Genomic DNA, 25,106 nt, shown 5'->3' with positions numbered 1-25,106 from the left:
AATATTATGGAGTCGCTATGAACACTGATAATGTAACGCCATCCACAATGGAGCAGGATAAAGAAGCAGGATCAGGCAACCGCCAATTACGCGGTTTCTATTCGAAGATCACGATAATACTTGCCATCGCTATTTCCCTTTATGCTATCTATTCCAACGCGTTATCCAATACGCAGGAATTTTATCGTAATGCAACATTTCTCGCTGGCATTCTGGTATTGGGCTTTATTCTGTTTCCGATTTCCAAACGTCATGCAACAGCCAAATTTAATTATTGGGATTACCTGTTTATTCTGCTCACATTAGTCAGCTATGGGTACTTTTATTTTACTTACACTGACTTGCATGTTGTACGCAACAGCATGCCTAATACCACAGATTATGTCATGTCCGTCATTGGCATCGCTGTACTCTTTGAAGCAGCAAGGCGTACAACCGGCTATTTCATACCGGGTATCTCCCTTTTTGCCATCATCTACGCCCTATTCGGTAATTATTTCGTGGGTATTTTCGGTCATGCCGGATTTTCACTTGAACGTCTGTTATTCCGCTTATTTATGACCAGTGAAGGCATTTTCGGCATTACCCTATCTACAGCATCAACAGCTATTATTGTTTTTATCTTGTTTGGTGCATTCTTAAGTGCCAGCGGCGCGACGGCATTGTTCAATGACCTCGCTATGGCAATGACTGGACGCCGTCGTGGTGGCCCTGCCCAGGTTGCGGTCATCTCCTCTGCCCTGACGGGTTCACTGAGTGGCAGTGCTGTCGCCAACGTTGCTACAACCGGAACCTTCACCATTCCCCTGATGAAAAATATCGGCTTGTCTCCCCGTTTTGCCGGCGCTGTCGAAGCCGCGGCATCAACAGGCGGCATGATCATGCCACCGATTATGGGGGCAGCCGCATTTATCATGGCGGGTTTCCTGGGCATTTCTTACACCACGATTGTAATTGCCGCCATTATTCCAGCACTGCTCTATTATGCCGCCCTGATTATTGCTATTGATCTGGAAGCCAAAAAACAAGGATTGAAAGGTGTCAGCAAGGAAAATATTCCCCAAGTCAAAGCGGTACTCAAAGCCCGTGGCCTATTATTGCTGCCACTCTTTATTGTGATTGGAACCCTATTGACCGGGAAAACACCGATTTATGCCGGTTTCCTCGGTATTATCGCGATTATTATTGCAAGTTGGATCACACCCGATACTACCGTTCGCATGACTCCCAAGAAAATCGCGGCGGCTCTGAATGAAGCGGCTCGCGGGGCTATTCAGGTGACTGTCGCCTGTGCAGCCATTGGCGTTATTATCTGTGTTGTCACCATGACAGGTATTGGATCGACCCTCGCTTTCAATATCGTCTCCCTGACCAACAATACCCTATGGATGATCCTGCTGGTTGTCATGGTAGTTTGTATCGTCCTCAGTATGGGGCTGCCTTCGACTGCCTTGTATATTGTTGTTGCCGTGACGGTGTCACCGATATTAATCAAAGCAGGCGTTTTACCCTTAGCGGCTCACTTCTTTGTTTTCTGGTTTGGTGCACTTTCCAATATTACGCCACCTGTCGCACTCGCCAGTTACACGGCTGCCAGCATTGCCCGTGCAGATCCAATACAAACTTCATGGAGCGCGGTTTATCTGGCTCTGCCCGGTTTTATCATTCCCTTTATTTTGGTGTACAACCCGGCCTTATTGATGCAAGGTGATGATTTAAACTTCCTCTCCATTAGCTATATGATCCTGACTGCACTGATTGGCATCTATTCACTTTCTGTTGCCAGTGCTAATTTCTGGATGTACAAAACCCATTGGCTAGAAAGAATTCTCTTCGCCATTGCCGCGATCCTATTAATCAAACCAGGGATACTCACAGACCTGGCCGGAATAGTACTGATTATCGTGGCAGGAACCCTGCATTTCTTACGCAATAAATTGGAACGTGTAAAAAACAAGCATAATGAGGAACCCCCTAAAAATGTATGATGTGATTGTTATTGGTGCGGGATTGGTCGGGCTTGGCACCGCTAATGCCTTACAGGAACAGCATCCACACTTACGCTTGCTGATATTAGATAAAGAAAATGGCGTAGCTGTACATCAAAGCGGCCATAATAGTAACGTTGTGCACTCCGGCATTTATTACACACCCGGCAGTTTAAAAGCTCGACTGGCGAAACAAGGCAACCGTACGATATATGAGTTCTGTCAGCAGCATGGCTTATATTACGACCGTTGCGGTAAGGTGATTGTCGCCACACAACTCAAGGAGCTTCCCTTGCTGGAAAATATCTACCAGCGAGGCTTGAAAAATGGCCTTGACGTCAGCCATCTTTCGCAAGCCCAATTGAAAGAGCGCGAGCCTTATGTCAACGGCCTTGAAGCGATATTGGTGCCGGATGCAGGGATTGTGAATTACCCAGAAATTGCAGCCAAACTGGCTGAAATTATTCAAACCCAAGGGGGGGATATTTATTATCAACAGCAAGTCCAGGGTATTCATGAACATGGTGATTATGTTGAGGTACAAACTCAGCAAACCCATTATCAGGCAAAATGGCTGGTGAATTGTGCTGGACTGCACAGTGACAGAATTGCCAGGTTAGCGGGCTATAAGACAGATATGAAGATCGTTCCTTTCCGCGGTGAATATTATGTGCTGGACAGCAGTAAAAATTATCTGGTTAATCATCTGATTTATCCCGTACCTAACCCTGATTTCCCTTTCCTCGGCGTTCACTTTACGCGGATGCACAATGGCAAACGCGATGTTGGCCCGAATGCAGTATTAGCATTTAAGCGTGAGGGATATAACAAAACAGATTTTAATTTACGGGATTTAGCAGAGGTACTGACTTACAAAGGATTTTGGAACATCGCCACACGTTATTTCTGTGAAGGCATGGCAGAAATGCGGCGTTCTTTTTCTCGCCAACTTTTTACCGAAAATGCCCGCCAGCTTATTCCTGATTTGCAGCCGGAAGATATCACACCAGGTCCAGCCGGTGTACGTGCGCAAGCACTCACCGCTGATGGTAAATTAGTGGATGATTTTCACTTTGTGAAAGGCCGCCGTTCACTGCATGTCTGCAATGCACCTTCACCGGCCGCCACGGCTTCGATGGAAATTGGCAGGGAGATTGTGAGGCGATATTTCACTGAACTGTAAGAGTTGGCCTGTTTTTTTAAACTGACAGATACTGCAACAATGGTAACTGTCAGTGATTTCATTATAAGAAAATTAAAAATGGTACTGTAATCCAAGATCAATACTGTAATTTCGGTTTTCAATTCCGACAGAATTATCACCTAAATCTTCGGTGTAGTCAGCATCATAATAGATGAGCCTAGTTTGACCTTTACCTTCGCGATATTTATTCCAGGTAAATGCTGTATATACCTTCGTATTTTGAGTTAAATAATAACCGGCATCTATACTAGCACCAAAATAACGCACCTTATCAGATCGCTGAGGAAGCGTTAAACGACGCATATAGTGTTCATCGTTACCCCAGGCTTTTACCCACGGGCTATATTTTAGTAAAAGGTTAAATTCAAAATCCTGATAACGGTACTGCCCGGTTAACCCAATATAAGGCAGGCTATATTTTTGTTTATAGCCAACGCCAGCCATCCCGGCGGGAAATTCTCCGATATCAGCGCCATTATTATAGACATAATGACCACCATGTGACGTCCAACTGAAACGTGTTTCTTGATAACCCAATACCGCCCCTAATTTGTAATTGGATTGTTTAATTAACCAACCTGCGGCATTTAAATCAAATTCATTGGCATCGTTTAGAGAAGTATCTGGGCTGGATGACCAATGGGTCCAATGACTCTGGTTGACATCGAGCCAATCGTAATCAACCATTTTGCTATTGCGTGACGATAACCTAACCCAACCTCCCGCACTCACAGTTAGCCTATCAAGTGGATCCCAAGAAACTTTGCCTCTGGCAATTAGAACGTCGCCAATTTTCCAATTCAATTGACTACTTTTGTATTTTGGATCTTTGGAATATCCATAGAGATGTTCGTTAGATTCTCCTTTTAACCAACCAAGTCCAAGCACAAAAGATACGCTGCCATCGTACCAATCCAATTGTGATAAAGCAGGTTCTGCCATAATCCCAAAAGAAAAGGTCAATAATGGAGTAGCTATCAAGATTTTTTTCATAATTATTAATAACCTTACCGGAGTGTGAATTGAGTTTTCATAATTTTTGTTACCTTGATGGCGATTCATCTTGGGTATATTACTTTTACCGTTATATACCTATAGATTAAGATTATACTCTTTTAGTTATTTTTCATTTTTAGGTAAGTTTTTTTAACCAAAATTTTAAATAATTTTTTTTAATCACATAAAAATCAACGGCCTGCTTTATAGCAGGCCATTGATTATATTAATTTTCAATGATTATCCCATTTATCCAATCGGACGTAAGTCAATCCACAAAAGTTTACTATCCGCAATCAATGGCTTAATTACCCCTTCCCGTATATCCGGTAACCACCACGCACCTTGACCAAAAGCAAGCTGGACACAATTCGCGCCTGTCATTTCCCAACGCCCTTTTAAAACATAAAGTACACCACTGTGTGATGTTGGCAGTAAACGTTCATCAGAAATCACAGAAACCTCAGAAGCCCAACATGAACGGCGAGTCATGATATTGAAACACTGAACAGGGCCATCCATTAATTCCGCATGGGCCAAAATATCGCCTGAAAAATTAAATGGGGTCATCTTTTTCACCAATTCGTGTTCCAGAAAACCTGGACTGGTTAAGCGGATACCCTTTCCTTTTAATAAAATGATTGAACATTCAACATCAGGGAATTGCCCCAATACCCCACTTTGATGGACAGTCGTAAAACAAGCTCTCCAGGCAAAATCATCAGACACAGGCCAGCAAACAATATCCCTCGTTTCGCCTTCCCCTCCAGACCATTGCACCCTTGGTAATGTTGCATAATCGAAGCATTTCATTTTCATGCCACTCCCTCACCGCTTTAAGATTTTATTTACAGCACTAAAAGATAACTAGTGTCAACTTGTTAACAGAAACATTGGCAAATAATTTCTCTTACGACAATATTGAGATAGTTGAAATGTGATTGATTACCCGCATTCTTTTAAGAGCATATGGCACATATTCCCCAATTCTTTTACTGCCAAGGCATGTGTTTCATTCCAGGCAAATGAAGTATTTAAACGAAAGGCATGATCAAACTGAGCGCTAGTGGAAAACATACTACCCGGTGCGATGCTAATATTCCTTGCCAATGCCAGTTGATAGAGTCGATTGGCATTAAACGGTGATTCGAACTCCAGCCAAAGAAAATAACCCCCACGCGCGCTATTGACTTTCACTGATTGGGGAAAATATTCACTGATTGCCCATAGCATCCGATTTTGCCGTTGTTCCAATAACCGCCTCAATCGACGCAGGTGATTGTCATATTTTCCCTGCGCCAAATAGTCCGCAATCGCCAACTGTGTCGGTGTACTGGCAGAGACCGTACTCATCATCTGTAATTGCTGAATTTTCTTCGCATGTTTACCTGCTGCAACCCAACCTACCCGATAACCGGGAGCAAGACATTTTGAAAATGATGAACAATGCATGAAATTATTTTCTGTATCCCATGCTTTTATGGGGGCTGGAGGCTCCTGCTCGAAATACAATTCACCATATACATCATCTTCAATCAAGGCGATCTGGTTTTGGTTCAAAATCTCGACTAATCGCTGTTTATTTTCAGGTGGCATTGTGCTGCATAGCGGATTTTGAAAACGCGACATCAACCAACAAGCTTTTATTGGATATCTTTGCACAACTTCTTCCAAGGTATCCAAATCAATGCCTGTATGGGGATCTGTCTTAATGGCAATGGCTTTCAAACGTAACCGCTCTATCGCTTGCAACGCCCCATAAAAAGCGGGCGATTCAATCACTACCCAATCCCCTGGCGAAGTGACAGATTGCAAACTGAAACTTAATGATTCCATGGCCCCAGCAGTAATAACAATTTCCTCAGGGGAAACATGAATACCGTGGGAAGCATAGCGACGGGATATATTACGTCGTAACTTTTCATTACCTGGAGGTAAATTTGCCAGTGAACTGTGTGGCACGAAACGACGAGCAACTGAAGCCAATATTTTTGATAATTTGGGGTCGTCCAATAAAGAAGGATCGGGAAATGCCGAACCGAAAGGAATAATTTGCGGATCTTTGCATGCCTGTAATACATCAAATATGGATGCATTGATCTCCACATTTTCACTTAAATTGAGTCCCTTCCCTCCTTTTGCTGCCGCAAATGTTTTTAATCGAGTAGCAACATAATACCCTGATTGTGGGCGTGCCACGATCCATCCCTGGCTTTCCAGTAATTGATAAGCTTGTAGTACCGTCATCAAACTCAAGCCCGACGATTTCACGGATTCCCGCAATGATGGTAATCTATCACCTACTTGCCAAATATCGTCCTCTATCTGTTGGCGGATCAATCCAGCCAATTGTTCGTAACGTGTCATATGTCTGGCCTTTGTTTAAATTGTTATAGGTATAGAATGAAAAATTACCAGTATTATACTTGGTATTTTCTGAAACAGAAATCACTCTATGATTAGAATGAATAAATTTACCTGAAAAAGATAACTTCCATATCCCAACAATTAAAAATTGCCTAATAAACAACGCATATTAATTAATGCTATTTTCGATACTGTTAATAATAAATTTATTATTAACACCCTCCTTCTCTATGGTTTTGGAGTCATACATTCTAAGAGAAAATAATGAATCATTTCAGCCTTTATGATTACTCTATCTATTATTCAGCACTAATTTAAGATAGCATCTGCTCCCTTTTTAAAATTTTCTACGATTAAATATGAGGAAACCTATGTTCATCGGTTTTGACTATGGCACATCAAATTGCGCAGTAGCAGAAATGATCGGAGATACGCCACAGCTCATTGCTATTGAGGATGATAACTTCTATATGCCTTCAGCTCTGGCGGCACCGACCAGAGAGTCTGTTTCCGAGCACTTATTTCGCCACTGGAATATCAAACCAACTAATCAAACAGGTGAGCAATTACTTCGTAGCGCTATCACAGCAAACCGAGAGGAAGGCATTGAACTTTTGCCAGGCGATCTCGTCTTTGGGCAAAAAGCACTCGCTCAATATTTGGAAGATCCTCAAGAGGTTTATTACGTTAAATCGCCAAAGTCTTTTCTGGGTGCAATGGGATTAAGAGATACTCAAATCAGTTTTTTTGAGGATCTAGTTTGTGCCATGATGGCAAATATCAAACAACAAGCAGAAGCCAATAAGCAGCAAGTTATCAACGATGTTGTCATTGGGCGTCCAATCAATTTTCATGGGCGTGGTGGTGATAAATCGAATCAACAAGCTGAAGAAATCTTACTGAATGCGGCCAAACGGGCAGGTTTCCGCAACATTGAATTCCAATTTGAACCCGTGGCAGCAGGCTTGGAATATGAAGCCACATTAACAGAAGATAAAACGGTATTGGTTGTCGATATTGGTGGCGGAACCACAGATTGCTCAGTTATCCAAATGGGGCCAAGCTGGAAAAATCTATCTGAGCGCAATGAGAGCTTACTGGCGCACACAGGTCAACGCATCGGGGGAAATGATTTAGATATTAATCTCACCTTTAAACAACTTATGCACCCTTTTGGATTAGGCAGCAAAGTCTCTTCAGGTATTGACATGCCCCTGACGCAGTTCTGGAACCCGATTGCCATCAATGACATACAGGCCCAAAAAGCATTCTACTCTCGCCAGAATTTAACGACATTAAAATCCTTGCACAGAGATGCCCAAGAGCCAGAAAAACTCGCCCGTTTATTGAAAGTACACCAAGAGACGTTAGGATACAGCCTGGTTCGCAGCGCAGAGGAAGCCAAAATTGCACTTTCAAAACGGTCTGAGTATGGCGTTAAACTTAATTTATTAACAGAGGTTATTGAAGTTAATATTCAGCGTGATCAGATGATTACGGCAATAGAATCCACTAAAGAGAAAATGGCAAAATTGGTGGGTGAAGCCGTGGCACAAAGTGGAACTCAACCAGATGTGATATTTATGACAGGAGGCTCAGCCAGTTCCCCTATTCTGCGTCAGGAAGTTGAACAAAAATTGCCGGGTATCCCGCTGGTTGGCGGGAATTACTTCGGTTCAGTAACAACAGGGTTGGCACGCTGGGCAAAAATTTGTTTTGCGTAATAAACATAAGCAGACTCAATGATACTGAGCCTGCTTTAATACTACCGATAATTTTTTGCTCAGTCATGTTCTTCCAGCTTAAATAATAGGAATATCACTAACCTATTTATTCTTAGGGTTAATTTCTACATCAAACAGTGCCATAGTAATAAACTTCACCCTGTTTTTTAAAGAGACAAATTAGTTTCATTATCGCTATACACATTAAACTTTAAGTTGCCATTTACAACAGGATATAAAACCTAATTCCTCCTCGCTACGCGGGGAGAAATTACACGCATCTTAAAGTTAGATTAGTATATCTATTTTTAATATTATTGATGTTGTGATTATTTTTCTGGAATATACATAAATAATTGGGTAGTGGAAAATTGTCCCGAATATAACGTTCCAGATAATACAAACTAAATTTATCCTGAAGAAATAATCCCATAATTTCCGAAGCACTAAACTCTTTTCCTAATCTACCATCCTGATGGAGATAAACGTTCCCTTTATCTTGATTTTCATCTTCTGTTGCAAAAATGCTAATAGCAAAAAACCCCTCATCTTTTAAACAACCATAAACTTTCTCCAAATAAATCAGATAAAGTGACGGATGTTGATGATGAAAACAGCCATTATCCAGAATGGCATCAAACTTTTCAAATATAATATTATTATCAAGAAAATTACCATGCTTGAATTCAATATTGAGTGAGTCATAATCAATGAACTCAAAACTATCAATGATATCAAGAGCTAAAACTTTATGACCTTGATCAGCAATGACCTTAGATTCTAACCCTCTACCGCAACCAATATCCAATACTGATGAAGCATTTTTCAACAAAGACAAAAGCTTTAATGTTGTTTTTCGGCTAGCTTCTGCTCCAGACCAACTATCACGCCCCTCTTTGTAATATTGTTTAAAACTGCAATAAAGTGTTTTTTCGTATTCTTCCAATTCTGGAAGGTGTTGTATAATGTCACTCTTTTTCATAGAAAATAACCTTAATCTATTTTATTTAGATTCATTATGGTAAAGAAAAATAAATATAATAACAACGACAGAGATAAAAAGATAGAAATACGCTAAATAGGTTAACGCAATATGAAATCCATTTTTTTCGATCATGACGCCGATAAATGGTGCAAAAATCATAACAGAAAAACGTTTTATAAGACTTAATACTGAATTTAAAGAGGCAATCATTTCACCTTGATATGAACGGTTGATAGCATCCACTATATAAACTTCAATTAAATATTTGACAACTTCTAATAATAAGATCCCAATAATAAAGACAAAAACTACATTATTAATTAACAAGAAGAAAGAACACAGAGTTAATAAAATTATGAATATTAGTGTCTGTTGTATAGAAAGTGATAATATTTTTTTAGACAATAATTTCGTGATAATAATCCCTCCTCCACCTAATCCACCAATGATTAAACCTATGTACTGAATTTCAAATTTTTTACTCAATAAAAACATCTGGGCTAGATTTGAAGATTGGCTAACAATAATATTAAACATTCCAGATAAAGAAAATAAAAACAAAACCAACCCTTTATTCTTCGGAAAAGAAAAAAAACCTTTAAAATTAAAAGCAATAGAATGATTGATTTTTTTGTTTTTTGTTTTTTGTTTGTTTCTCTATTTATTTCTTTAAATCTTGAATCATTAGAGATAAATGAAAATATTAATGCAGGTGTACAGGCAACTAAACCATTAATCAATGCTGCCAACTCCATTGAATATTTCGCAATCCAAGAACCAAGAAAAATAGAAATATAAAAACTAAAATTCCCCCATTGATAAATGTTAGAAATAAAATCTGTTTTTTTTCCTTGAGATAAATATGAACGATAAATCACTGATACATTGGTTCCAGAATAAAAGCTATTGGCTAACCCAATAAAAAACCAGGCAATCATCATTGGGACAAAGCCTTCCATTGCCCAAGCCATAATACCACCAATACCTTTAAATATTCCCGCTAAAACCAAAGCCTTTTTAATACCAAACTTATCTGTGAATAAACCACTGGGTACTTGCGTAATAACAATAGAGAATGCTAAAACGCTTTGAATGAAAAACACTTCACTGACTGACAACCCTTTATGGGTTAAAAATGGGAAAGAGATACCATTTAACAATAAACACCCCCAAGGAATGGAAGCAAGTCTAATTAACTTGACATCTTTTAAGCTATAATTCACATTATACTCCCTACTCTTGCGATGGTAAAATAGCTATATTCATTTTCACAATAATATTGTTCACTTTTTTATTCAAAAGAGATAAATCATCTGAAGATATTATTAAAAACCCAAACCGATCAGTATTACTTTTAATTTTTGACACTGTAAAAGGCAATGTTTTGGATAAAAAAATATCTGCATCAAAATTATCAACTTTTACAAAATTGGGCTGTTTGACGGTTGTCCTACTAACTCGTTTACGAGTGATATATTTATTACGACAATCGGCCAATACTTCTAGTGGAGTATGAGGTAACTCAAGATATTTGGCAACTTCAGCGCCAATCTCAAGATATTGATCAGAAAGCGTAATGACAGCTTTTGGGCGATGAGGTAATACATTTATAATATGTTGAGCTGTCAGTTGACTCACGGATAATAATGTACAGTTTATATTTTGTTCACTTAAGTGTGTTTGCCATTCTTCACGTTGTTCTGTTACAACCCAAGGGTAATATCCCAATTCTATCGCTGTTTTTAAAATCCCAGTCGGGTTCATTCCACGAGTTTCAATAAATAAGATTTTATTCATTGTGTTTAGTTCAAGTGACATTTGCACGGCTCTTTCTCCTATTATTTTTGTGACATAAATTATTCTGTTACACTTATTTCGTAACATCGCCCATCATAAGAGGCGGCAATAAATATGTGATTATTCTCACTCCAAGCTAAAGACGAAATCCCACTACTAGTCGGACACCTGGGCTGGCCTATCCACTGTTTGTTAGCAACCGAATAAACATCGACAACACCACTATAACTACCACAAGCGATAAAAAACCGTCATCACTAGCAGCTACACATTTAATCGAATGTGTATGGCGCGTCTTTATTTTATCGGTATGCTCTTCATCACCCCAAAGCCCGAGATGCAAGTCACGAGAAACTGTCGCAAAACCATGTGCAAAAGGTGAACAATCATTCAGTATACTTTCGTGGGCTTTCTGTATCATGTGTAAGATAATAAGATTATCTGGATCAATAATACTTAATTCACCATCGGCACAACCACAGAACAACTCCTTGCTATTGTAAGAAATACCCTTAATAGCATTCCGGTGTGCATAGATAACAGTCAGGAGTTTGAGACATTGTTTTTCTGAAAAGATAAAAACATTGCCTGAGTAGGTTCCAACAGCCAATAAAACTTGATTATTTGATGTAAAGCTAATACCGCAGTTAATAGGCGAATCGAGTTTATAGAGTAACTTACCAGTGATAGCATCGTATAATTCAGCAGACTGTCCACCACAAACTAAGCGGGATTGAAAACGAGTGATAAAATTACATAACGTGCAAGGGCCACCTATAATGAGTCCATTTTTCAAGGTATATCCAGCATTTTTCCACCCCCCTGAAAACGTGATGGAACTTGAATAAGATCAGTATTGATGACTAATGGCAAAAAATTATCTAATATACTGCGAGCCTTCATTTTGAAAGCACCATGATGATTTACTGATGTTATTTTTCTATCACTGTACATATCTTGCCTATTTATTTCTGGCCAAAAAGCTCTCTGATAGCAGAACGACAGCGTTCCTGGACATTTTGACTTACGAGTTCAATGACTTCTGCTTTCTGTGAAAAATCTGAACCACCAGCGGAAATATGTTCTATTAAACAGTTTTCCCCTAATGCTCTGATAATAGAACGGAGAGCATCACATGTTGGTGTACTACTTCTTATTCCACCGGCAACGCTGGCCACAATAATCGCTTTACCTACGAATATCCCTTTTTCCAAATGATCAAATGCATTTTTTAATACACCGCTGACTGTACCGTGATAAGTTGGGCTCGCGAATATCACAATATCAGAGGTATTAATCGCGGTAATAAACTGACGTACATTCTTATTTGGCTGTTGTTCAATTTCACAACCATAATACTCTGGATCCATAAAAGGCAAAGGCGTGTCTTCAAAAGACCAATAAAAAATATGATTACTTTCATCAAACAATGATGAAAAATAATTAATTAATGCCTTTGTATTGGAACTTTTATTTAGACTTCCATTAATGAATAAAACATTCATTTACATCTCTCCTAATCCATTAATGGTAATATTATGATAAGTATGTTCTTTTTTTGCCTTTAAGTAACTAACATTATTTTCATTTAAGTGGCATCCGGTATTTTTTACTTCCGTCACTTTTATTCCATATTTTTTTATTTGTGTGACTTTATCAGGATTATTAGTCAATAACCTGATACTATTTATATTCAATATTTTAAGCATTTCAGCCGCAGGTTGATAATCTCTTAAATCATCAGGAAAACCTAATTTATTATTAGCTGCATAAGTGTCCATACCCTGTTGTTGCAATTCATAAGATTTTAGCTTATTAAGCAAGCCAATTCCTCGTCCTTCCTGCCTTAAATATAATAAAATCCCTCCGTAATTTGATAATATCCTTAATGATTCACGCAATTGTGGACCACAATCACAGCATTGTGAATTAAATACATCACCGGTCAAACATTCTGAATGAATTCTCACTAAAACATTATCTTTTCCTTCAATATTATCAAAAGCAATAGCAACGTGTTCTTTTCCATCAGAAAAATGATCAAAACCATAAAAAAGAGCATTCTTATTTATGTCATTATCCAAAACAATAGGTATTTTGACTTTACATACGACCGACGTCGATTTCATATCTTTATAAATCATTTTTATTATTTCCTTATATTAAACTAGAATAATAAAAAACTACAAATACTTACAATGCCAATAAGTTTTAACTTATTGAATTTAAAATCTATTACAAAGTTAATCAATTTCAATTCAAACAAAAAATTAACACAAAATTAACATATCATCGTGATTATAGTATGTCAATATAATCACCGTTAATTATTAAAATAAGATAGGCTCCTACTCCAATAGGGTTGTTTAAATTATTATTTTTCAAAATGTCAGTGAAATACTCTCAATACCATCTGTACCTGTTTTTCAAACAATACTCATTGCCCACAACACAGCATGTAACTGACTTCACTCAAAACTGTTATAGTCAATAAACGAATAATTGTCACTATTATACCAAAATGCCTTGTGTTCTACTTGTCTGTACCTTCTAACTTCGTTTATCCATATATCCAAAGATTTCAATAAGAGGTCACTATGTTAGGGTTGAATGCCCTTGAACTCGCAAGGATACAATTTGCATTTACGGTTTCTTTCCACATTATTTTTCCAGCCATTACGATAGGCTTAGCGAGCTTTCTGGCGGTATTGGAAGGTTTATGGCTTAAAACACGTAATACGGACTACAAAACGCTATATCACTTCTGGTCAAAAATTTTCGCGGTTAATTTCGGTATGGGCGTGGTTTCCGGCTTGGTGATGGCCTATCAGTTCGGCACCAACTGGAGTTTCTTTTCTGATTTTGCCGGCTCTATTACCGGCCCGTTGTTGGTATATGAGGTGCTGACCGCATTTTTCCTTGAGGCTGGATTCCTTGGCGTCATGCTGTTTGGCTGGCATCGGGTCGGAGAAAAGCTACACTTTTTCTCAACCTGTATGGTGGCACTCGGCACGATTATCTCGACATTCTGGATATTGGCCTCTAATAGCTGGATGCAGACACCACAAGGCCATGAAATTATAGATAATCAGGTTATTCCTGTTGATTGGCTCGCGGTGATCTTCAACCCCTCTTTCCCCTATCGTCTACTACATATGGGAACAGCGGCATTCCTGGCTTCAGCATTTTTCATTGCGGCTTCTGCTGCCTGGCATTTGCTAAAAGGCAATGATTCATCCGCTATGCGGAAAATGTTGTCAATGGCGATGTGGATGATCCTGATTATTGCCCCATTGCAAGCCATCATTGGCGATATGCACGGATTGAATACATTAAAACATCAACCAGCTAAAGTCGCTGCCATGGAAGGTCATTGGGAAAACCATCCTGGTGAAGCCACACCACTCATTCTATTTGGCATTCCTAATCAGGAAGCGGAAGAGACACGTTATGCAATCAAGATCCCCTATCTTGCCAGCCTGATTCTGACACACAGTCTGGATAAGCAAGTTCCAGCACTGAAAGAATTTCCCCCAGAAGATCGCCCAAATGCTTTTATGGTGTTTTGGTCATTTCGCATCATGGTGGGATTAGGCATTTTGATGATCCTTGCCGGCGTCTGGGGGTTATGGTTGCGTCATAAAAAACGCCTGTATGAAAACCCGCTCTTTCTCCGCTTTATGCTCTTAATGGCACCTTCTGGCCTTATCGCGATCCTGGCGGGCTGGTTTACCACAGAAATTGGCCGTCAACCGTGGGTCGTCTACGGCTTAATGCGCACCAAAGATGCGGTATCAGCACACGGTGAAATCCACATGAGCATCAGCCTACTTATTTTCTTTGTCGTCTATGGCGCCGTATTCGGCGTGGGTTACGCCTATATGATGAAACTCATCCGTAAAGGCCTTCCGCAAGTAGTCCCAAATAAGGAGTCAGTAAATGGGTATTGATCTTCCTCTCATTTGGTTCCTGATCATTATATTTAGTACCATGATGTATATCGTAATGGATGGTTTTGATCTTGGGATCGGCATCTTATATCCAGCGATTAAGGAACAATCCGATCGTGATTTGATGATGAATTCTGTGGCTCCCGTCTGGGATGGCAATGAAACCTGGCTGGTTCTGGGAGGTGCAGGATTATTTGGTGCGTTCCCACTGGCTTATGCGGTAGTTTTGGATGCACTGGCAATTCCATTGACTATTATGTTATTAGGTTTGATATTTCGTGGCGTTGCTTTTGAATTTCGTTTTAAAGCCACACCAACGCATCAACACCTCTGGGATAAAGCATTTATTGCCGGTTCAATTCTCGCCACCTTTATGCAAGGTATCGTCGTTGGCGCAGTCATTACGGGCTTTCCTGTCGAAAACCGTGTTTATATCGGTAGCTATTTTGATTGGCTGGCTCCTTTTCCTCTCTTTTGTGGGATTGGGCTCGTCATCGCTTATGCCTTATTGGGATGCGGCTGGCTAGTGATGAAAACAGAAGGTCATCTACAACAACAGATGTATCGTACTCTGCGCCCCTTGACATTGCTGATGCTAACAATTATCGCCATTATCAGTATTTGGACACCACTCGCTCACCCAGCAATTGCTGAACGTTGGTTCAGTTTGCCAAATCTATTTTTCTTCATGCCCGTACCATTATTGGTATTGTGGTCAAGCTGGCAACTATTGAAATCTCACCCAAACTCAAGTCATTACACCCCATTTTTGACAGCACTGATATTGATTTTCATGGGCTTTACTGGATTGGGGATCAGCATTTGGCCAAACATTATCCCTCCTTCTATTAGCTATGAAGAGGCGGCCTCTCCTCCCCAATCATTGGGCTTTATGCTGGTTGGTGCTCTGTTCATTATCCCGATAATTTTGACTTATACCTTTTGGAGTTATTATGTCTTCCGAGGAAAAATCACTCACGAACAAGGCTACCATTAAAACAGCACCACAACGCCCATCACTATGGAAGCGCTTAGGTTGGATGGTGGCAATTTGGTTTTGCAGTGTATTAACTTTATACGCCGTATCTACGTTATTTCGCACTCTAATGACAATGGCGGGAATGAAGGTCAAGTGATAACTCACTTTTTTAATTACTGAGAAACTATCTGAATTAAGGTTTTGATCAGAGCAACAGCAAAATTGTTTAACTGATTAAAACCTTTCTCTGGCAAGTTATATTTATATACCAAGCCAACTTCAATTTGCAGCTTGCAAAACAATCTAACTTCAAGATGCTTGTGATTTCATAGAGTGTTGTAAACTGCAACTTGCAGTTTAACGCGTATAAGACGCATCTTGAAATTACTTAATTTTGACACCCTCTGAAGGACGGGGTTTTACGGCGCACCTGATAAACAAACCAAATTCTTATACTAAACGAGTCGTCACTTTTTGTGAACAAAATTATGTCCACATATTGTGAACATGAAAAAATTTTAGTATAATTCTCTCATACTTTTCAGACAGAGGGATTTATGAGGGTTATTTCAAAAAAGCCTTTTGACGAAGCAGGACGCCGATTTCCTAATGATTCCTCTGCACTCGATGACACGTACAAGGTGCTTAACACAGAGAGATTTTTAACCCCGGAACACCTTAAAGCACGTTTTGGTAGTCTAGATAGGTTCAAGTATAGGGAGAAATGGTGGGTAATTGATATAGGAGGTAACAATCTTCGCATCATTGCATACATCAAATTTGAAACCCAGAACGTGTTTATAAAACACATTGTGACCCAAAAAGAATATGACCGGCTCACTGATCACTACCGGAGAAATCCAGAATGATGGCTGTAAACAATTATGAGAACTATGAAGTAGCATTAAGCGCTACCGCAATCCTGATAAACGCCATTCCCTTGTTGGGCGGAAGCAATAGACGCGATGATTATGAACAAGCGCTTGAGATAGTAGAGCGATTAATCGATACCGATGATGAAAACCCGCTTATCGACCTGCTGGCGAAAAAAATCGCTGACTATGAGAATACAGCGCCCGAATTCGCCGAATTTAACGCGCGTATTACCGCCGTACCGCAGGAGCTGGCAATGTTGCGTACCTTGATGGATCAACACGGGCTAAATCAAAGCAGCTTCAAAAATGAAATTGGCTCTCGTTCTTTGGTGAGCATGATTTTGAAAGGTGAACGTAAGCTAACGTTAGAGCACATGAAAAACCTATCAAAACGTTTCAACCTGTCAGTATCAGAGTTTATTGATGAGAACGAATAATGTTTCTAATCCTGTAATATACAGGCTTTTTTATTCGACTGGCATTGATGAGATGGCGGGGATTCGGGGTTTTGTCACCATTCGATTTAATGGCGTAGTGCGAGAGTCCCATATCAATACCCGTAACAGTTGATATCAATGTGGGTTTCGCCGGCGCTTCTGTCCCGTCATCGCAGAGTATTGACGCATAATATTTCCCCGTTGCGCTGCGGCTCAGCGTGATACTTTTCAAGGAGCCTGTCATTTCACGATGTAAACGCGCTTCAATCGGTGAAACTTTCGGGATCTTGATCGCGCTATCCAGTACTTTAACCCCAACGCAATGATATTTTGAAAACAGCCCGCCCCTATGAAACCCTGATCTCTTTTTACTTGAATCCAGCATTGCATGTATTAGTTCAAATTAATATATTTAAATTTTTGAACTAATACACATCAAATAATATAAGGTGATATTCCGATCTTTCCTTTCAACACTTATTCTGTGAAAATAGATTCAGTAAATTCGGTTTAAATATCGTTATCTCTAACCAACATATCACCTCCATTCGCTCCCATAAGTATTGTTTTAATTCTAAATACATTAATTGAGTTAGGTTTCACTTTCACTAACAGAGTCTTCAAAAACGGAAGACATGCTCCGCTACTAAGAAACTCTCCAATCATATATTCGCCACTATTCACAGCCAAAGTTACTTTTTCACCGGGGTATAGCTCTGCTACTCTAAGCCCTTGGAAAAAAACATTCGAGACACACGCTGAATAAACCACGCCAGCATCTCTTTTTATAATTATTTTACTGTTACCTCGATTTTCATCTCCACCTGATTCCCAAAACATCCTTTCTGCAGGTACTTCTTTAGAAGCAGCAACGTTCAGTCTTGTTGTTGAGCAACCTGCCAGCAAAAAAGAACACAAAATAGCCATCAATGCCTTGTTTTTCATACAAATTTCCTGTTATTGATAATCGTTCGTATTGTACAATTGTATAAGCATTTATTACAATACAATACAAGACCACACCGACTATCTGATTTTTAAGCCGTCATGTGTTTGGTATGATCCACTCATATCAATGAAATAATTAAGTAGAGAAAAAAATGAACAATGAATTACCAAAGGTAGATATTACATACGGTATCAAACGCAAGTCGGATAGGAACTATAAGGTTTTTTTATTTAGTATCATTCCAGCAGTTAAAGGAGCATACTCCGTTGAAGTAACGACAATAGACGGAAACTCATTCACTAGCAATGTAGTGAAATGCAATAACCGCAATGGGGTTATTTATTCTCTGATCGAAGGATGCTTTTTTGTCAGTTGGCAAAAATAAAATTTATCCCTCGCAGAGAATTTGACATCATCGAATCAAAAACTGAGTTCTTTGACAAAAATACATTGCCGAAGCCAAAAACGTTTAACTTAATACTAAACAAAGCCCACGCTGTCGGTAAAAAAAATGTGGCAGTATTTATGAATAACGGTGACCTTTATAAGGGGACTTGTCATAACTGCGATTATAATTCTGTCGTGCTAATTACAGACAACAATGAGCGAGAGATCATCATGTATGATGCCGTAAAACGTATAATTCCCCTCGAAGCTGACGGATCATTAGCTGAATAATTGTTCTAAAGCTTGGGGCTAAGTTTAATGCCCCTAAACAAACTAAATTTTGTATAAGATGATTAATCGCTCTAACTCTCACGTATTATTTTTTCAAGAACATTCATATTTCTATTGAAAAAAAAATAGATTAACAACCCTGTCGGTCAAACCAATTGATATATGACATTATATTTTATAAATTTACAATAAATATAAGGCTTAATATTGAAATACATTATTTACTCATGGAACACCTTCAGTCGATTTGAAATTACTTCTAAGACTTTTAATTTTCAATGAAAATTAAAAATATTCAAAAAAATTCTTGATCTGTTTTTTTAAATGGTTATTATTGTTGCTATCAAGTGATGACAACACTATAAAACAAAAATAAATCATTTCAGCGCAATAAGCGCACAATATAACGATATCAAACAATGCTTATCTGATATTGCCACTCCATCCAGTGCAGAGAAAGCAGAATTACAAGCAGCAATTACCAAAGTTAAATACTTTTCTGGATTATCTGAATTAGTTTCTAAAAATGAGAAAGCTGTTTCTGCTTTATATTTCATCATTAAAAACACTAAAAAGGATCCTGGCGACTTATTAAAAGAAATTGCTGTTAACTCTTACAGCTTAAATAAATTTGGTTTTGTGATTCGTGGTGTTGCTAATGGTTTTTATAATTATGATTTATCAGATATGAGCGCATCTAATATCATGGCAGTTTTAGATTTTATTATTATGAGTAAAGTCAAATTTACTATGCGTCAATATCGTGATCAAATGACAGCACACAAAGAAAAAGCAGACAAGAAAGCAGATAGCGGATAGCGGATTTACACAGACAAACCAAGCGTTAAAACTTTGCGAACGTCTGGGAATCGTGTCTTATACTGGTGATAAAATCAGTATGGGTTATGGTGAGTATAAAATCAACACAGAAAACGATTTAGTTAAATATTTAAAATCCATTTTTACCAAAGATAAAGAGACACAAAGCGAGTTAGATTTATCAATCGAAAAATAAAAATCAATTACTTTTACAAAATCCGCTACTCTGAGCGGATTTTTTTGTTTTTTACTGTCTTAAATACTTTACCAGATCCCCACAAACCACGTTTACAGCATTTTGATTATATTCCTTAATATCTACCAGCCAACAACAAAACACACTTAAAAGCGTTTCTATGGCTTATTTAGCCAATAGAACCATAAATAACGCGCTTAATTAATATATTAAGTTAAATAAGTAGTAGTAACTTTGAAAATCTTATTCGAAAACAAGTATTGCATGATGTGTAACACTCAAGTATAGTATTACACATCGCGTAACACGAGTCGTAACGTAACAATGATCAAATCATTTAAGCACAAAGGATTGAAGCAACTTTTTGAAAAAGGTGTTACTTCTGGCGTTCAGGCGCAAGATGTCGAGAGAATTAACGACCGTTTACAAACTATTGATGCAGCAAATGAAATAGGTGAATTAAATCGCCAAATATATAAACTTCACCCGCTGAAAGGTGATCGCGAAGGTTATTGGTCTATTACAGTTAGGGCTAACTGGCATATTACTTTTCAATTCATCAACGGTGATGCTTACATTTTAAATTATGAGGATTATCACTAATGAGACAGTTTAAAATTTCCCATCCCGGTGAGATTGTCGCCAGAGATTTAGCAGATATGGGGATAAGTGGTCGCCGCTTTGCGAACAATATTGGAGTAACACCAGCTACTATATCGCGTTTTCTTGCCGGTAAAACGGCATTAACCCCATCGTTAGCGATTCGTATAGCCGCCGCGCTAGGAAGTACTCCTGAATTCTGGTTACGCCTTCAAAGTGCTTATGACCTGCGCCAGTTAGAAAATCAAATTGATACATCAGGGATCATTTTATACGGCGATCAAGACGAAACCTTACAGGTAAAACCCAATCATTAAACAAAAAAATACGCGGGGCTAATATAGCTCCGCTTATTGACGGTTATTGCAACCACCGAGCCATTATCGACTCGCGGCCTTGTACATGACGCAGCTTCTCCCCGTTTCCCTTTTCTGATTTTTTACCGTGACACACAGTCAGTTCGCTTCGGTTTCCCGTCGGTCTGTAGCTACATAAAAAACTCCGCATAGACTCAGCGAGATTTTTGGTGCGGATAATCACATCCACAATTTATTGCACAAGACTACAGCGTAAACAGATTACGGCTAAAACATTTATTCAAGGTAAACAAATCGCGCCCATTTGAGTAAATCGGTGTTTTATCCAATAGACTAAATGAATGGGATAATTTTTCGCAGGCCGATGGATGCTTATGAGTTTCTTTTTCTTTTCGTATCTCGTCAGCAATACGCAATTTCAAATGCAGGTGACGGCGGTTTTCTTCCCGTTCTTGAGCAATTAAGTTATCTAATTCCATTTCCCGCTCAAGCGCGGCATGATCAATATATCGATTTCTAACGTTGTTGTGGCTAAAGGTGCGAAACTTCATATTATTCACTCCTTTTAATTATTTATTTTGTTTTCTTAATGAAGCTATTTTCGCACACTGAATAAGGCAGAAAAGAAACAATCATCAGGAGTGAAAAACAATATAGGTCTGATTATAAAAATTTTTAATAACCCGTAATGTAATATTCTTTTATATTCATCATGTCATTATCCAATGACTTAATTGAATACATGCATACTGAAGTCTATTAGCAAACACTATACCATCCCCCCAGCCCCAAAATTAACTGGGGGGTTTATTCCTATACTACGTTTCTATGATCATCCATAAGCCATCAACGCTTTCTGACATAATTTAGAGCGAATACAATCTTGTTGAGAGAAATGGATCACACTGATAGCTTCGTCATCAGAAAACCGCTTCAATGCATCCACCAACCCCGATGTGATATTTGTTGGCAAATCACACTGGCTAACATCACCATTTACAATTACGGTTACATTTTCTCCTAACCGCGTTAAAAACATTTTCATTTGATTAACAGTGACATTTTGCGCTTCGTCGAGGATCACAAATGCATTTTCAAATGTCCTCCCGCGCATATAGGCAAAAGGGGCAATTTCTACTTTGCCAATTTCAGGGCGCAAACAATATTGCAAAAATGAAGTTCCCATACGTTTTAATAACACGTCATAAACCGGGCGGAAATAAGGAGCAAATTTCTCTGCCATATCTCCTGGCAGAAAACCAAGATCTTCTTCTGCCTGTAATACCGGCCGCGTCACAATAATCTTATCAACCTCTTTATTGATTAAGGCATCGGCTGCCATTACGGCGCTAACGTAGGTTTTGCCACAACCCGCTTCACCATTAGCAATAATCAATTGCTTGTTATTGATCGCCCGCATATAGCGATACTGTGCTTCACTGCGAGGCATAATTTCTGAAGTATCCCTGCTTTCACGCGCCATTCCGATAGCCTCCACACCTCCAAGCTGTACCAGTGAAGTGACATTATCGCTGTTCCGATAACGTGATCCCCTTTTTAACATTCTTCTAACTTCACGGCGAGATTTAATCACTGCTTTCTGTCTACCCATAGTCGCACACCTTATCGTTAGTTTCACTTTGCGGTGTCTTAACATCGATGTTATAGATAGGAGCTCCCTTTTAAGCTCATTAAAGACCAATAAAAAAACCGACGTTAAGATCTCACTTTTTATCAGTGACATGAACTTAAGCGTCGGCTCCTAACCGAGAATGCAGTTTCAGTATCTGTCATTAGCATTCCTCGCATCTTTCCGTTTCTTTGGTGTAATGTAACGGACTATGATGTCAGTATAATGACAGTTTTTTCTTTATGACAAGCTCAAAGGTTAAATTTTACTGAAATGTTGTTTGATTTTTTATTCGCAATGCATTAACAGCTACTTTTTACAATTACCTGCCAAGCGATATCCTGCTTTTTTGGCTTCGGCTTCTGAGTGGAAGTAAATTGCGTTTTTATCTGCTACCGTTTTATAGCCAGAGCAGTATGAAAAATGATAAATCTGGCTATTTTTATTCCCTTTAATTATCTCATTTTGCGCTATCTTTGATGGCGCCCTTTGGGTTGATATCTGGCTATTCCCTGCATACAAATTATTTTGCTTTGACGCACGGCTCTGCCCCAATTCCCACTTTTTGCTACCAGTCACAAAGGGGTTATGGTGCCCCATAATCTTGGCAATTCGGTTATCTCTTTCACGCTCCCAGGCATCTACTGGATACTGGCGATCCCACGCCATCATCAACTGTTGCTGTTGGCGTGACATAGTCAAATTATAGCGGTCATGCATATAGAAATAGACTCTGGCAACCATCCCTTTTACTCTATTGCGTGGTTCAAACAAATGTGATTTAAAATCCACCTTACTGCTACATGAACCATACATATTCGGTGTGTTTCTGGCGAGCATTCCGTAACCAAAATTACTGCGATCACCGTTAACTTCACCGATTGATGGAGCCAGATTATGCATGTCTGATTCCATCATGCGAAATACAGGATCGGTTTCAACGCAATTTTTCCGACCACCATTTTGCCAACATTGACGCTGATGCCCAAATACCCAGGCTGGCACCATATGTTCCCATTCAATACGTGCCGCCCTTGTTTGCTGTGATCTAACATGATAACCGCAAGAAGCCAGATCAACACGTCCACCACTTTTGCCAACCCATTGCCAATCACATCCACAATACAGTGTGCCTATACCTGACTTTGTTTGTCCGCTATAAACATTTTTTCTTGATTCAACTTTAGCTTGTTCGAAGCTGGTCGGTGCACTCCATGCATGAAAAGAGAGGGTTAATCCAAAAACTAAAAGATAACGTGCCAACTGACCAATTTTACTATTCAAAATAATACCTGTTTACTGATTGTGCATAACATCCCTCTATTATCCTGCCTGATAACGCCCTAAAATGACAAATATTATTCGTCGATTTATCTTTAACAACCAAGAAAACGTTAATGCATTATTTGAACTAATTAATAGTAATATACGCATTGAACTTCAAGTTGCATTTACAACACTCTATGAAACCTGATTTCTCCCCGCTTCGCGGGGAGAAATCACACGCATCCTGAAGTGAGATTGGTATATAATTTAAGTGACTAAAAAATAACCGTGCTATGTTCAGGCACGGTTTTATGGATAATAGACAATCGGTTATCTCACTACCAAAACAGAGATATTGGCATGTCCTACAATGCCCGATGCATTGGAACCCAGTAAGTGAGTTGAGATATCAGGCCGACGAGAGCCGACAATAATCAAATCTGCATCAATCTCACGCGCTGTAGACAACACCTTATCTCGTGGAGAGCCGAAGGCAACAGAGAATGACACCCTATCTTTAGGTACATCAATTCGTTCCACGACTTTTTTCAGTTCCTCTTCAGAGTTTGCTATTGCTTTTTTAGCAAAAGCACTCAATAAATCATAGTGGTAACTATAATTCACGGAAAATCGGGAAATATCTGGCACAGAGTGAAAAAGATGAATCTTTGCATTAGATATTTTTGCTAAATATTCAGCATGTTTGATTGCATTATCAGTTAATATATCTTCCGCAATATCAATTGGAACTAAAATCGTGTTATACATACATACTCCCCCTGTAATCGGATATAACCACCAGCTATCGGCCATCATCTAAAAGCAGTAAAATCAATAAGTTATTATTTCCATCAATAATCATCGCACTACTAATACAGATGTTTTTGCATATCGGACAACTCCAGCAGAGTTGGAACCCAACAGGTGAGTCGTGATATTAGGTCGCCTTGAACCGATAACAATCAAATCAGCACCAATTTCATCCGCTGTAGCTGTAATTTCGTCTCTTGGTGAACCAAATGCAATCGAATAGGAGATCTGACGAGTTGGTAATTCAATGGAATCAACCAGCTTTTTCAAGTCCTGTTCTGCCTTGATAGTCGCCTTGTCCTTAATTTCCATATAGCCTAGTGCATAAGCATTAATAATCGCCGATGAAATGGGTAATACATGTAAAAAATGTAATTTGGCTCCCGTTTCCCTGGCGATTTTAAGAGCGCAGTCAACTGCCTTGTTAGTTAGATCTTCTTCGGAAATATCTACTGGCACTAAAAGAGTTTTGTACATACGCACGCTCCTACTTACCGAAATACCAAGTTATCCTGATTTCTTTTAGTATATTGAAATGT

At 39.0% G+C, this 25,106-nt stretch carries 30 protein-coding genes and 1 pseudogene; 13 read left to right on the top strand and 18 right to left on the bottom strand.

The annotated features are described in order from the left end of the window. Positions 1–17 precede the first annotated feature (17 nt). Positions 18–1,988 carry a TRAP transporter permease gene (locus WDV74_RS08035; RefSeq protein WP_338885443.1) on the top strand — a complete coding sequence of 657 codons (1,971 nt, stop codon included), beginning with the start codon at positions 18–20 and terminating at the stop codon, positions 1,986–1,988. After that, positions 1,981–3,171, top strand: a complete 1,191-nt coding sequence (gene lhgO / locus WDV74_RS08030; protein ID WP_338885441.1) for an L-2-hydroxyglutarate oxidase — start codon at positions 1,981–1,983, stop codon at positions 3,169–3,171. Before WDV74_RS08035 ends, lhgO begins: the two co-directional genes overlap by 8 nt. Before the next feature lie 72 nt (positions 3,172–3,243). On the opposite strand, the gene WDV74_RS08025 is transcribed toward lhgO, so the two are convergent. The 3 genes from WDV74_RS08025 to WDV74_RS08015 form a co-directional block, all read right to left on the bottom strand. Continuing rightward, complete coding sequence (locus tag WDV74_RS08025; RefSeq protein ID WP_338885440.1) at positions 3,244–4,185, bottom strand: omptin family outer membrane protease; 942 nt, start codon at positions 4,183–4,185, stop codon at positions 3,244–3,246. 252 nt (positions 4,186–4,437) lie between these two features. Continuing rightward, positions 4,438–5,007: a HutD family protein gene (locus WDV74_RS08020; RefSeq protein ID WP_338885439.1), complete on the bottom strand. Its 570-nt coding sequence runs from the start codon at positions 5,005–5,007 to the stop codon at positions 4,438–4,440. A gap of 126 nt (positions 5,008–5,133) precedes the next feature. Next, complete coding sequence (locus WDV74_RS08015; RefSeq protein ID WP_338885436.1) at positions 5,134–6,555, bottom strand: PLP-dependent aminotransferase family protein; 1,422 nt, start codon at positions 6,553–6,555, stop codon at positions 5,134–5,136. A 371-nt stretch (positions 6,556–6,926) separates the two neighbouring features. Between WDV74_RS08015 and yegD the strand changes: the two genes are divergently transcribed. After that, positions 6,927–8,279, top strand: a complete 1,353-nt coding sequence (gene yegD, locus WDV74_RS08010) for a molecular chaperone (protein ID WP_338885435.1) — start codon at positions 6,927–6,929, stop codon at positions 8,277–8,279. A gap of 271 nt (positions 8,280–8,550) precedes the next feature. Here yegD and WDV74_RS08005 read toward each other — a convergent pair whose 3' ends face one another. From WDV74_RS08005 to ribA, 7 genes are all read right to left on the bottom strand, one after another. Next, complete coding sequence (locus tag WDV74_RS08005) at positions 8,551–9,261, bottom strand: class I SAM-dependent methyltransferase (protein WP_338885433.1); 711 nt, start codon at positions 9,259–9,261, stop codon at positions 8,551–8,553. Positions 9,262–9,282: 21 nt separating this feature from the next. Then, a complete protein-coding gene (locus WDV74_RS08000; RefSeq protein ID WP_338885432.1) occupies positions 9,283–9,750 on the bottom strand; it encodes a hypothetical protein in 468 nt (155 codons plus the stop codon). Positions 9,751–9,764: 14 nt separating this feature from the next. Then, the gene (locus WDV74_RS07995) at positions 9,765–10,487 is read right to left on the bottom strand and encodes an MFS transporter (protein WP_338885431.1); all 723 of its coding nucleotides are present in this window, start codon (positions 10,485–10,487) and stop codon (positions 9,765–9,767) included. Positions 10,488–10,497: 10 nt separating this feature from the next. Further along, complete coding sequence (locus tag WDV74_RS07990; protein ID WP_338885430.1) at positions 10,498–11,088, bottom strand: hypothetical protein; 591 nt, start codon at positions 11,086–11,088, stop codon at positions 10,498–10,500. Between the two features lie 151 nt (positions 11,089–11,239). Next, positions 11,240–11,857, bottom strand: a complete 618-nt coding sequence (locus WDV74_RS07985) for a hypothetical protein (protein ID WP_338885429.1) — start codon at positions 11,855–11,857, stop codon at positions 11,240–11,242. Between the two features lie 169 nt (positions 11,858–12,026). Beyond that, positions 12,027–12,566, bottom strand: a complete 540-nt coding sequence (locus WDV74_RS07980) for an NAD(P)H-dependent oxidoreductase (protein WP_338885428.1) — start codon at positions 12,564–12,566, stop codon at positions 12,027–12,029. Beyond that, complete coding sequence (gene ribA, locus WDV74_RS07975; RefSeq protein WP_338885426.1) at positions 12,567–13,205, bottom strand: GTP cyclohydrolase II; 639 nt, start codon at positions 13,203–13,205, stop codon at positions 12,567–12,569. It abuts the gene before it with no gap. Positions 13,206–13,658: 453 nt separating this feature from the next. Between ribA and WDV74_RS07970 the strand changes: the two genes are divergently transcribed. The 5 genes from WDV74_RS07970 (at position 13,659) to WDV74_RS07950 (ending at position 17,302) form a co-directional block, all read left to right on the top strand. Then, positions 13,659–15,011, top strand: a complete 1,353-nt coding sequence (locus tag WDV74_RS07970; protein ID WP_189759740.1) for a cytochrome ubiquinol oxidase subunit I — start codon at positions 13,659–13,661, stop codon at positions 15,009–15,011. Then, positions 15,001–16,008, top strand: a complete 1,008-nt coding sequence (cydB, locus tag WDV74_RS07965; RefSeq protein ID WP_338885424.1) for a cytochrome d ubiquinol oxidase subunit II — start codon at positions 15,001–15,003, stop codon at positions 16,006–16,008. Before WDV74_RS07970 ends, cydB begins: the two co-directional genes overlap by 11 nt. Beyond that, the gene (locus WDV74_RS07960) at positions 15,965–16,147 is read left to right on the top strand and encodes a DUF2474 domain-containing protein (protein WP_338885422.1); all 183 of its coding nucleotides are present in this window, start codon (positions 15,965–15,967) and stop codon (positions 16,145–16,147) included. The genes cydB and WDV74_RS07960 overlap by 44 nt, the downstream gene beginning before the upstream one ends. Positions 16,148–16,547: 400 nt before the next feature. Further along, positions 16,548–16,859 carry a type II toxin-antitoxin system HigB family toxin gene (locus WDV74_RS07955; RefSeq protein ID WP_338885421.1) on the top strand — a complete coding sequence of 104 codons (312 nt, stop codon included), beginning with the start codon at positions 16,548–16,550 and terminating at the stop codon, positions 16,857–16,859. Then, on the top strand, positions 16,856–17,302 hold the full coding sequence (locus tag WDV74_RS07950) for a helix-turn-helix domain-containing protein (RefSeq protein ID WP_338885420.1): 447 nt from the start codon (positions 16,856–16,858) through the stop codon (positions 17,300–17,302). Before WDV74_RS07955 ends, WDV74_RS07950 begins: the two co-directional genes overlap by 4 nt. A gap of 37 nt (positions 17,303–17,339) precedes the next feature. On the opposite strand, the pseudogene WDV74_RS07945 reads toward WDV74_RS07950, so the two are convergent. Then, positions 17,340–17,630, bottom strand: a pseudogene (locus WDV74_RS07945) (transposase); the annotation flags it as partial. Positions 17,631–17,812: 182 nt separating this feature from the next. Continuing rightward, positions 17,813–18,247, bottom strand: a complete 435-nt coding sequence (locus WDV74_RS07940) for a hypothetical protein (RefSeq protein WP_338885418.1) — start codon at positions 18,245–18,247, stop codon at positions 17,813–17,815. Positions 18,248–18,623: 376 nt separating this feature from the next. On the opposite strand from WDV74_RS07940, the gene WDV74_RS07935 reads away from it, so the two are divergent. Then, positions 18,624–18,929 (top strand): hypothetical protein, encoded by a 306-nt coding sequence (locus WDV74_RS07935; protein ID WP_338885416.1) that lies wholly within the window; start codon positions 18,624–18,626, stop codon positions 18,927–18,929. A gap of 377 nt (positions 18,930–19,306) precedes the next feature. Here the strand turns inward: WDV74_RS07935 and WDV74_RS07930 are convergent, their stop codons facing one another. After that, positions 19,307–19,498, bottom strand: a complete 192-nt coding sequence (locus WDV74_RS07930) for a hypothetical protein (protein ID WP_338885415.1) — start codon at positions 19,496–19,498, stop codon at positions 19,307–19,309. 70 nt (positions 19,499–19,568) lie between these two features. Here WDV74_RS07930 and WDV74_RS07925 point away from each other — a divergent pair, with 70 nt between their 5' ends. From WDV74_RS07925 to WDV74_RS07910, 4 genes are all read left to right on the top strand, one after another. Next, entirely contained in the window at positions 19,569–19,748 is a 180-nt protein-coding gene (locus WDV74_RS07925; RefSeq protein WP_338885414.1) for a hypothetical protein, read from the top strand. A 52-nt stretch (positions 19,749–19,800) separates the two neighbouring features. Beyond that, the gene (locus WDV74_RS07920; RefSeq protein ID WP_338885412.1) at positions 19,801–19,944 is read left to right on the top strand and encodes a hypothetical protein; all 144 of its coding nucleotides are present in this window, start codon (positions 19,801–19,803) and stop codon (positions 19,942–19,944) included. Positions 19,945–20,268: 324 nt separating this feature from the next. Continuing rightward, a complete protein-coding gene (locus WDV74_RS07915; protein WP_338885410.1) occupies positions 20,269–20,547 on the top strand; it encodes a type II toxin-antitoxin system RelE/ParE family toxin in 279 nt (92 codons plus the stop codon). After that, positions 20,547–20,861 carry a HigA family addiction module antitoxin gene (locus WDV74_RS07910; protein WP_338885409.1) on the top strand — a complete coding sequence of 105 codons (315 nt, stop codon included), beginning with the start codon at positions 20,547–20,549 and terminating at the stop codon, positions 20,859–20,861. The genes WDV74_RS07915 and WDV74_RS07910 overlap by 1 nt, the downstream gene beginning before the upstream one ends. Before the next feature lie 245 nt (positions 20,862–21,106). Here WDV74_RS07910 and WDV74_RS07905 read toward each other — a convergent pair whose 3' ends face one another. The 5 genes from WDV74_RS07905 to WDV74_RS07885 all read right to left on the bottom strand — a co-directional run bounded on the left by WDV74_RS07905 (position 21,107) and on the right by WDV74_RS07885 (position 25,044). Then, complete coding sequence (locus WDV74_RS07905) at positions 21,107–21,412, bottom strand: hypothetical protein (protein ID WP_338885408.1); 306 nt, start codon at positions 21,410–21,412, stop codon at positions 21,107–21,109. A 281-nt stretch (positions 21,413–21,693) separates the two neighbouring features. Beyond that, on the bottom strand, positions 21,694–22,473 hold the full coding sequence (phoH, locus tag WDV74_RS07900) for a phosphate starvation-inducible protein PhoH (protein ID WP_338885406.1): 780 nt from the start codon (positions 22,471–22,473) through the stop codon (positions 21,694–21,696). 327 nt (positions 22,474–22,800) lie between these two features. Next, a complete protein-coding gene (locus WDV74_RS07895) occupies positions 22,801–23,775 on the bottom strand; it encodes an endonuclease (protein ID WP_338885405.1) in 975 nt (324 codons plus the stop codon). Positions 23,776–24,087: 312 nt separating this feature from the next. Beyond that, positions 24,088–24,525, bottom strand: a complete 438-nt coding sequence (locus WDV74_RS07890) for a universal stress protein (protein ID WP_338885404.1) — start codon at positions 24,523–24,525, stop codon at positions 24,088–24,090. Between the two features lie 90 nt (positions 24,526–24,615). Further along, positions 24,616–25,044, bottom strand: a complete 429-nt coding sequence (locus tag WDV74_RS07885) for a universal stress protein (RefSeq protein ID WP_338885402.1) — start codon at positions 25,042–25,044, stop codon at positions 24,616–24,618. Positions 25,045–25,106: the final 62 nt, after the last annotated feature.

The sequence above is a fragment of the Xenorhabdus sp. TH1 genome (assembly GCF_037260955.1).
Classification (GTDB): Bacteria; Pseudomonadota; Gammaproteobacteria; order Enterobacterales; family Enterobacteriaceae; genus Xenorhabdus; species Xenorhabdus griffiniae.
This window is presented reverse-complemented; position numbering and strand designations above follow the sequence as displayed.

Coding starts and splice junctions, on each gene's coding strand:
- WDV74_RS08015 (WP_338885436.1), bottom strand. CDS start 6,555: ATGACACGTTACGAACAATTGGCTGGATTGATCCGCCAACAGATAGAG.
- WDV74_RS07905 (WP_338885408.1), bottom strand. CDS start 21,412: ATGAAGTTTCGCACCTTTAGCCACAACAACGTTAGAAATCGATATATT.
- WDV74_RS07885 (WP_338885402.1), bottom strand. CDS start 25,044: ATGTACAAAACTCTTTTAGTGCCAGTAGATATTTCCGAAGAAGATCTA.
- WDV74_RS07940 (WP_338885418.1), bottom strand. CDS start 18,247: ATGAAAAACAAGGCATTGATGGCTATTTTGTGTTCTTTTTTGCTGGCA.
- cydB (WP_338885424.1), top strand. CDS start 15,001: ATGGGTATTGATCTTCCTCTCATTTGGTTCCTGATCATTATATTTAGT.
- WDV74_RS07915 (WP_338885410.1), top strand. CDS start 20,269: ATGATCAAATCATTTAAGCACAAAGGATTGAAGCAACTTTTTGAAAAA.
- ribA (WP_338885426.1), bottom strand. CDS start 13,205: ATGATTTATAAAGATATGAAATCGACGTCGGTCGTATGTAAAGTCAAA.
- WDV74_RS07910 (WP_338885409.1), top strand. CDS start 20,547: ATGAGACAGTTTAAAATTTCCCATCCCGGTGAGATTGTCGCCAGAGAT.
- WDV74_RS08020 (WP_338885439.1), bottom strand. CDS start 5,007: ATGAAAATGAAATGCTTCGATTATGCAACATTACCAAGGGTGCAATGG.
- WDV74_RS07980 (WP_338885428.1), bottom strand. CDS start 12,566: ATGAATGTTTTATTCATTAATGGAAGTCTAAATAAAAGTTCCAATACA.
- WDV74_RS07970 (WP_189759740.1), top strand. CDS start 13,659: ATGTTAGGGTTGAATGCCCTTGAACTCGCAAGGATACAATTTGCATTT.
- WDV74_RS07960 (WP_338885422.1), top strand. CDS start 15,965: ATGTCTTCCGAGGAAAAATCACTCACGAACAAGGCTACCATTAAAACA.
- yegD (WP_338885435.1), top strand. CDS start 6,927: ATGTTCATCGGTTTTGACTATGGCACATCAAATTGCGCAGTAGCAGAA.
- WDV74_RS07890 (WP_338885404.1), bottom strand. CDS start 24,525: ATGTATAACACGATTTTAGTTCCAATTGATATTGCGGAAGATATATTA.
- phoH (WP_338885406.1), bottom strand. CDS start 22,473: ATGGGTAGACAGAAAGCAGTGATTAAATCTCGCCGTGAAGTTAGAAGA.
- WDV74_RS07950 (WP_338885420.1), top strand. CDS start 16,856: ATGATGGCTGTAAACAATTATGAGAACTATGAAGTAGCATTAAGCGCT.
- lhgO (WP_338885441.1), top strand. CDS start 1,981: ATGTATGATGTGATTGTTATTGGTGCGGGATTGGTCGGGCTTGGCACC.
- WDV74_RS08025 (WP_338885440.1), bottom strand. CDS start 4,185: ATGAAAAAAATCTTGATAGCTACTCCATTATTGACCTTTTCTTTTGGG.
- WDV74_RS07955 (WP_338885421.1), top strand. CDS start 16,548: ATGAGGGTTATTTCAAAAAAGCCTTTTGACGAAGCAGGACGCCGATTT.
- WDV74_RS08035 (WP_338885443.1), top strand. CDS start 18: ATGAACACTGATAATGTAACGCCATCCACAATGGAGCAGGATAAAGAA.
- WDV74_RS08005 (WP_338885433.1), bottom strand. CDS start 9,261: ATGAAAAAGAGTGACATTATACAACACCTTCCAGAATTGGAAGAATAC.